This window comes from Bradyrhizobium sp. LA6.1 (assembly GCF_040547805.1).
Lineage (GTDB): Bacteria > Pseudomonadota > Alphaproteobacteria > Rhizobiales > Xanthobacteraceae > Bradyrhizobium > Bradyrhizobium barranii.
The window spans coordinates 77,918-85,816 of the sequence record NZ_JBEPQK010000027.1 but is presented as its reverse complement, the minus strand read 5'-3'; the positions used below and the strand labels follow the sequence as shown (position 1 = coordinate 85,816).

The 7,899-nt window shown below is 59.9% G+C and carries 7 protein-coding genes; 3 read left to right on the top strand and 4 right to left on the bottom strand.

Annotation, left to right across the window (positions count from 1 at the left end; translation table 11 throughout):
• Positions 1–412: 412 nt before the first annotated feature.
• Positions 413–1,027: a tetratricopeptide repeat protein gene (locus tag ABIB99_RS40840; protein WP_354181385.1), complete on the top strand. Its 615-nt coding sequence runs from the start codon at positions 413–415 to the stop codon at positions 1,025–1,027.
• Between the two features lie 238 nt (positions 1,028–1,265).
• Here ABIB99_RS40840 and ABIB99_RS40835 read toward each other — a convergent pair whose 3' ends face one another.
• Positions 1,266–2,138 carry an NmrA family NAD(P)-binding protein gene (locus ABIB99_RS40835; RefSeq protein WP_354181383.1) on the bottom strand — a complete coding sequence of 291 codons (873 nt, stop codon included), beginning with the start codon at positions 2,136–2,138 and terminating at the stop codon, positions 1,266–1,268.
• 44 nt (positions 2,139–2,182) lie between these two features.
• Positions 2,183–2,605: a DoxX family protein gene (locus ABIB99_RS40830; protein WP_354181381.1), complete on the bottom strand. Its 423-nt coding sequence runs from the start codon at positions 2,603–2,605 to the stop codon at positions 2,183–2,185.
• 126 nt (positions 2,606–2,731) lie between these two features.
• Here ABIB99_RS40830 and ABIB99_RS40825 point away from each other — a divergent pair, with 126 nt between their 5' ends.
• Entirely contained in the window at positions 2,732–3,637 is a 906-nt protein-coding gene (locus ABIB99_RS40825) for a LysR substrate-binding domain-containing protein (protein ID WP_354181379.1), read from the top strand.
• A 341-nt stretch (positions 3,638–3,978) separates the two neighbouring features.
• Positions 3,979–4,701, top strand: coding sequence for an ABC transporter substrate-binding protein (locus ABIB99_RS40820; protein ID WP_354181377.1), 723 nt, complete (start codon positions 3,979–3,981; stop codon positions 4,699–4,701).
• Between the two features lie 257 nt (positions 4,702–4,958).
• Here ABIB99_RS40820 and ABIB99_RS40815 read toward each other — a convergent pair whose 3' ends face one another.
• Both ABIB99_RS40815 and ABIB99_RS40810 read right to left on the bottom strand, forming a co-directional pair.
• Positions 4,959–5,657, bottom strand: coding sequence for a helix-turn-helix transcriptional regulator (locus tag ABIB99_RS40815; protein ID WP_354181375.1), 699 nt, complete (start codon positions 5,655–5,657; stop codon positions 4,959–4,961).
• A 507-nt stretch (positions 5,658–6,164) separates the two neighbouring features.
• Entirely contained in the window at positions 6,165–7,865 is a 1,701-nt protein-coding gene (locus ABIB99_RS40810) for a winged helix-turn-helix domain-containing protein (protein ID WP_354181373.1), read from the bottom strand.
• Positions 7,866–7,899: the final 34 nt, after the last annotated feature.

Here is a 7,899-nt window from a genome sequence, read left to right as displayed (position 1 = left end):
ACGGCGTGTCGTTACAGCTATCAGTCCCGACGAGATGACATTTGTGAACCCCCGCAATCCGGCTGGCATAACGCTTGAGTTTCTGTGGAAGCGGGTCAAGTGATCGCGTTACGTCCGGTCGCGCTCCACAGCTGTCCTTCGTGCTCACTGACTTCACGTCCGCAAGTGGCCCGATTGCGAAGTCTGCGCGGCCTCTCAGAAGGTCCGCTCATCAAGGTACACCGGAAGTGACTGGCCGACCTCGCAAAAGGCGCTTTTGACCCGCTGCGGACATTGACCGGCTCATAAGACAACATTGCTGTCACACCAAATCTCGTTTTTCTAAATACCTTTCCAGGAATGTTTGAGGTAATGGAGTTAACATGTTCGGCTGGATTGGGAGCTCGAAGGCGTAGCCTTGCAGGAGGTTCCTATGGCCAACTTGATGATCAGGATTGTGACGCTGACAACGTGTTCGTTTGCGCTGATCGCTGCGTTCTCGGTCACTCCGGCTGTTGCGGCCCCGGGCACTGAGCCGGGTGGCAGTGAGGCAGACTATAGCGGGATGGGGCAACGCTCCGCTTATCCGCCTTCGTCATACCCGAAGCGGTCGGGCAACAAGGCCAACCACGCGCCCAAGGCCAAAAAAGCCAAGCAGTCCCTGTTCGACGACCCCGCCTTTGCTCATGGGTACCGCGCAGCTTATTCGGCGGTCTACGACCGCACTGACTATGCCTCTGCGATTGAGCAGTTGAAGACGCTCGGCCACGACGATCACCCGAATGTGGCCAACCTCATCGGCTACTCATATCGCAAGCTCGGCGACTACAGGCAGTCGCAGCTCTGGTACGAGCGCGCGCTGAAGGCCGATCCGAACCATGTGCTGACCTGGCAATATTACGGTCTATGGCAGCTCGAGCAGGGCAACCGCGAGCAGGCCCAATATCATTTGAGTCGGATCGCGGAGATTTGCGGGACTGGCTGCGAGGAGTACCGGTCGTTGGCCGCCGCGCTAGAGAAGCCGCCCGGCACTAGCCTGGTTTATTAGGACGCTTTGCAGCGGCGGTCAGAGCTCGGCGCTAACGCGACGAGTGAGGCTATGTCTGTTCATGGCCCTGAGCTGAACACCACGGAAGCCATCGCCACGTCTGCTGTCGGAGGGAATCCGGACGTCGCCCCACTGATTGGCTGACAGCCGCTTTTGACCCTGAACGGACCTCGCGCTATTCTCGTCTAGCCGAGGCAGAAGCGGGCACTCTCCGTCTCATGCCTGATCCGTCCCGGACTTACGCCTTGGCGGCGTTCTGTGCAGCCTCGAATACATCGCGTGCGGACGTCGTACCCGCTACGTGCTCCGTACCCTCGATTCCAAGGTCCATCCATCCTGCATTCACGGCCTCAAACATTTCTTCTGCAGGTCCGGTGTGGCCCTTCGGGATGCCGAATTGCTCGAACGCTTCCGCCCACCCCGCACGCGGGACTGCAAAGGCTTTCACGTCGAGATTCAGGACTTCACCCAATTGCTCCGCGACTTCATCCGCGGTGACCATCGAACCAAGCTCGACGACGCGCTGCCCTGACCACGCTGGCCCGGTCAAAAGGGTTGCGACCTCCGTGCCGATGTCGTTCGTCGCCACCATGGTCGATTTCCGGTTTGTCGGATTGTAGTAGACCGGTAGCGTTCCGCCCTGGGCGACCTGCAAGCCGTAGAGGAAGTTTTCGAAGAATCCACCTGCGCGCACAAACGCGATTGGCGATATCAGGTCGCGAAAACCTTGCTCCAGAAGCGACAATGCCGTGATCATCCCGAGCCCGCTGTTCCTGTTCGCACCCATCGACGAAAGCGCAACCACTCGCGGCGGCGCTGCCTTGGTTAGCGCCTCGACATAGTTCGCAATCACGACCTTGGCTTCTTTGTAATCGGGCGAGGGAGCCCAGACGGCAGGCAACATGACAAACGCGCCTTCGACGCCTTTGAGCGCCCGCTCGGTGGCTGCCGAATCATTCCAATCACCGTCAACCAGTTCCACGCCCCGGTTCGCCCAGCTTGACGCCTTCTCCCGATTGCGGACCAACGCGCGTACTTCGTTGCCGCGCGCCAACAGATGTTCTGCCGTTGCGCCGCCCACTTTTCCCGTGATTCCCATTACTAAAAACATGTGTTTTCTCCTGATCTTGAGGGACAGAGCACTGCCCCATTGGTTCAACGGATGAGCGGCAGAATGGCCCGGATCCGGGGATCGCGCGCGTAGAGGCCGCCCCACGTCATTGCGCCCAGAAGCAGGGAAATGACTTCCGGCGGCGACCCCAACTCACCGATGCGGACATGGGCGCTGATGGCACCTCCCAAAAAGCCCGTCACTAGGATCGAGCCGAGGACGGCGGTGGCCGGGATGGCGTAAAGGATGGCGCAGGCGAGTATGATCGGACCCACGACACGGGTCAGGTCCATCGCGAACCCGGTTTCCTGCAACGTGCTCGCGATCTGTGCCGGCGCGAAAAGCTGAATAGTGCCGTCTGCCACTAGCGCGATAACGACAATCGCACTCATTATCCGGCCGGCCCACAGGCTGCGATGCAAGGCCATAGCTTCGGGCACCTGATGCAGGTTCATAGTTTCGGACATTTGTCATTCTCCGCTGGGGGATCCCATATTCGGAGCTGAAAGTACTGTGTCTCTTGGGTATGATAAACGCCGAGGAAATGAACTCACTGTTCTCTCTGTGGCGAACAATACTGAGGCACGAAGAAAATGCAGAATCTCGAACCGATCCTCATTTTCATAACGGTAGCGGAAATGGGGAGCTTCACCCGCGCAGCCGATAGCCTGGGCATCCAAAAGGGGAGGGCCTCAACGGCCGTCCGGAAGCTGGAAGAAGATGTCGGTGTCAGGCTTCTGCACCGGACGACGCGCAGCGTGCAGTTGACGGAAGACGGACGGGTATTTCATGCCCGTGCGCGCGATCTGCTCGCTGAAGTCGATGACCTACACTCGATGTTCGCAAGCGATCGCGTGGCACTCCGCGGGCGTTTACGGGTCGATCTTCCGACCGAGGTGGCGCGCGCAACGATCGTGCCGGCCTTGCCAGATTTCATGGCGACTCACCCCGAGTTGGAGCTGGAGTTGTCGAGTACGGATCGGCAAGTCGATCTGGTTCAAGAGGGGTTCGACTGTGTATTGCGGCTTGGACCAATACGGGACGAGACGCTGATTGCCCGTCCACTGGGCCTGTTGCGCATGGTCAACGCTGCCAGTCCCGCCTATCTGGCGCGCTACGGCGTCCCTCGATCGCTAGATGATCTCCAGCGTCAGGAACATCGGACAATTCATTTTTCGACGATGCTGGGCGCAAAACCCTATGGATGGGAATATCCGGACGGCGACAGCTACGCGACGTTTCAGTTGCCGGGTGCGCTACACGTCAACAGCGCGCAGACCTATGAAGCCGCTGCCCTCGCCGGCCTTGGCCTGATTCAGGCGCCACTCTTGGGGATTGGCCGATACTTGGAAAGTGGAGCGCTTGTGGAGATCATACCCGATTTTCGTCGCCGGGCGCTCGCCGTGTCCCTCGTCGTCGCACATCGGAGCAATCTGTCGCGCCGAGTCCGCGCATTCATGAAATGGATCGAAGGTGTGCTGACGCCGTATCTGGAATAGCAAGACGAACATCTTCGTCCGGCCCTCGAAATCAACATTTGAAGTTGTGTCTGCCCGTCGGCGGTCGGCGGCCCGTGCTCGCCATTACCGTCGAAGCGACCGAACGAAGCCTAACTTCGCTAGGGTGCACGAGTCCGGAAGTGGCCCTTAGCCGAAGGTCGATTGAGCGCGTGTCATGTCGGCTGTCAGAGGCAAACCGGACGCGATCCAACTTGGCGTCCACCGTTGCTTTTGACCCAATGCGGAACATCGGTACATCGCAATGCTTCATTGGCGCTCGCGGCTCGGCCAGGAAGTGCTAATCTACCCTTCCCACAGGCTTAGTTCTTGAGGGGGCACACATGCGACGGCGGGAGTTCATCATCCGGGTTGCAGGGTTGTCAGCTGTTTGGCCACTGATCGCGCACGCGCAGCAGAGCACGAGAATTGCAAAAATCGGGGTCCTTTGGCACGCAGGCAGTGCGGAGGAAGAAAAGATCTATCTCGATATCCTGACCAAGGCTTTCAATGATCTTGGTTACATCGAGGGCAAGAACGTCCTGTTCTTGCATCGATTTCCCGCCGAACAGCTGGAGCGGATTCGCAGCCTTGCCAGCGAACTGGTGGTAAGCAATGTCGATGTCATCATTGCCATCACTGTACCTGGAGCCGTTGCGCTCAAGCAGATCACGAGCGCAATCCCTATTGTCTTCGTCGTCGCGCCAGACCCGGTCGGCTCTGGCCTTGTTGCTAGTCTGGCGCATCCGGGTGGAAATTTAACTGGACTGTCGTTTATGGCGCCCGATCTTACGGGCAAACGCCTGAGCCTTTTGAAGGAAGCTATCCCAAGCCTGAGCCGCGTGGGACTTCTCCAAGATCGATCGCTGGACCCGGTCACCACAAGAAACAACGTCGAGTCGTATTCCAAAGCCGCTCAGGCTATGGGCCTTGTCCTGCATCCGATTGAAGTTCCGACACCGGAGTCAATCGACGCTGCGTTTTCAGCGGCTGCTATTGACGGCTGCGAGGCTGCGGTCGTGGCAGGCGCCATGCTGGCGAACGAGGGAGCACGAGTTGGCGCATAAGTGCGGTTTCTGGTGCGGTAGTCGCGCTGAGGGCAACGAAGACCAAGCAAGACACTGATATTCTTGGTGGGCCCGGCAGGACTCGAACCTGCAACCAGATCGTTATGAGCGCGCCGCTCGTAGATACGACAATCGCCGTGCAATGTAGCAGTCGGCAACGCGCCTTGCATTTCGCGGTAGCGGCCGACCACAGCGACCGGACGGGTTGGCGCAAACGGGGGAGCCAATTGACTAATAAGCTTTGGTCGAAAACGGAGTCAGTTCGCAGACTGATAAGGAAAACCGACAATGCTTATCAGTCTGGTGAAAACCTTATCAGTAGGCCTCAACAGCTCGACCTCGGCGCGCTGGATTTTCCCGATCTCCCAGCTGCTTTTCCCTCGTGAAGCCCATTCCAGGCATTCAAGTTCGCGGCGCGAGAGAGGCAATTTACCGCTACTTGACTCGCTGTTGAGCTTGCGATGCGCGTGAGCATGGAAGTAAAGCGCCATAAGTTGCAGCACACGCGCTTGGGACGCGATGCAACTCTCGAACGACACACGCCGGTGTTCGGACGCGAAACTGAGGGCGGCGATGGGGCCGCGTCCGTCGTGAATGGGAATAGTGAAGCCGAACCTGATCCCAAATTGCGAAGCTTCATCGAGCAGTTGTTGTTGTGCCTGCGAACGAGTTCGCCAATCTAAATCAACCCCCCAACGAAACGGCTCGGGGTTCCGGAGCACCTCCATGATTACTGGATCAATCCGCTGATACCGGTTCTCAAGATAGTGAGTAGTCCACCTGCGAGGATACGTAGAAATCAAACTTGGTGTGCTATCTCCATCCCTCAGCAGAACAAGATACGCAAGGCAAGATAAGTCGAGAGCGGCTGCCGCAGTGGCAATAGCATCGCGAAAATCTGCGGGATTTTCCGCCACGGAGATTAGATCAATAAACCGTTGAAAGACGTGGTGCATTCGCAGGCGTGGCCACTTCCGATGCGTTTATCCGGAGAAAGACTTGGTGAGATTGTCGAGATCGGAAAGCACTTCGTCAAGTTGATCGAATCCCAGCCGATAGGCTCATAGTTGAGCCCGCACGTTCATTCGGTGGCAGCGCGGAAGCGAGCGTCCCTGACTAACGCAGCGGCGGTTTTGGTCAGTAAAGTCTCGTCCGCCGTTTCATGCGGCTCTGCCATCAGGTCATACGGAAACCTGGACGTCTAAAAGTGCAAGGCCACGTCAGACGTGCTTTCGGAGATTGTAAGCCGCGGCACCTTCGACGTTCGAGACGAGGGGAAAAAGCAGCTGTCGGTCAAATCTACACGTGGCTCGCACCCGCGCGGTCGCAACGTGAAAGTTGTTCGGAGCCAGGAAGGGACGTCCAAAGGATAGAACACTCATTCTCTCGATGACGTACATTTTGTTGGCCTCAGTGTCATGCATTGTTGCCTGGAACGGGAATTCACACGAGCGCGAATCGAACTAGCGTTCCGGCAACCCGGCCTCGATCAGCGCCTGTTCGATCTGGCCGCGCGCTTCCATATATGCGGCGCTGACATTCTTGGTCGGGATCCCGACGTTGCTCGCTGTCGTACCGGGGCGCAGGGCGAGCCCTTGGGCTATGGCCGCTTTCGCCTGGTCTGACCGGCCCAATCGCTGGTACGCCGCGGCCAGCAGGAAGAGCGGACGCCCGGATGCCGGCGTGATGGCGATGGATCGCTCCAGCCAGGGCAACGCTTCTTCGTCGCGGCCCATCATCAGGTAGCTCACTCCCGCGCCAAGTAGCCAGGTCCAGCGCGACACCAGCGGCGTATCAAACCGGTCGGCTTGCTTGAACGTAGCCAGCGCGTCCTCGAAGCGGCCAAGTGGAAGTTGCGCCAGGCCGATGTGGTACAGCGCCATTCCGTCCCAGGGGTCGAACGCCAACGTCCTGGCGCAAGCCACCAGGCTTTCGGTGAATTCGTTGGTGGCGTTGAGAAAGCGGCAATAGGCTTGAAGCACCGGAATGGAAGCCGGCCTAGTCCGCAACGCGCGTTCCAGCATCGCCTTGGCGTTCTTCTCCGCCGCCGCGGCATCGGCCGGGCTGTACCAGACCATCTGGATGCCGCGCAGTTGCAGCGCGGCGAGCGCGACCTGGATGTCCACATTGTCGGGGTGATCGCCGAGCGCTTTTTCCAGCATGGTCTGCGCCGCCGCGAAACGCTCCTTGCTGGTCTGGTTGATCTGGGCGGTGGCCTGCTCGACCACGCCCTTGGCTGCGCCATCGGTCGGCACGCCGGCCGGTACCAGCTCATTGAGGCGCAGCGCGAGCAGATGGCCGAGGCCCGCCGCGAGCCGCGATTGCTGCAAGCCCACGTCCGTCTCGCCGATCGCGACCGAAACCGGCGCCGACCAGATCACTTCCTGGGTTGCGGTCCGGGTCAGGCGGGCGCGCAGTTCCCATGTCGGGCCGGTGTTTTGCAATTCGCTGCTCAATATGAAGTCCGCTTGCGCCGCGCGCGCCGAGGCCGCCTGCGGCGAATCGCTGCCCGCTTCCGGCGTCAGGACGCGGATATTCTCGATCTTCGCCAGTCCGTCAGCGAGGCGGATGGTGACAGCGGCCGCCGTCGGGACAGCGTCCGCATCGGAGCCGGTGATCGGCATCACGGCGATAGCCGGTGGTCTGGATACGAAGAAGCCGGGGCCAAACATCGGCGCCGCGATGGCAAAGCCGAACGCGGCGCCGAGCACCGCGACGGCGGCGAGCGCCGCCGGGCCGCGCTGGACAAAGCGAGACCACCGTGGTTTCGCAAGCTCAGCCTCGGTCGCCACGTTCGCGACAGGTTCCGCGCCGTCGGCGGGAGGGGCAGCCGCACCGCCGGCGGGTTCGTTCGTCACGGGCTCGCTCGTCACTTGGGCGTCGAGCCTGTAGCCGTGGCCGGGAACCAGCTTGATCAATTGCCGCCGATCGTCACCGAGCGCCGTTCGGAGCTCGCGAATGCATTTGAACAGACTGTCGTCGCCGACATGGACGTTCGGCCAGACCGCCTCCATCAACTCCCGCTTGCTGAGGGCGCGTCCGGCGTTGGCGGCAAACAGCGTCAACATCGCGAAGGTTTGCGGGCGAAGCTTGATGGCTTCGCCGTCGGGCCCGCGCAGTTCGATTCGCGCCCGATCGAGCTCAAAGCCAGCAAAACGGAGCACCTTGCCTCCCCCGGGACGTCTGATGCGGCAGCAA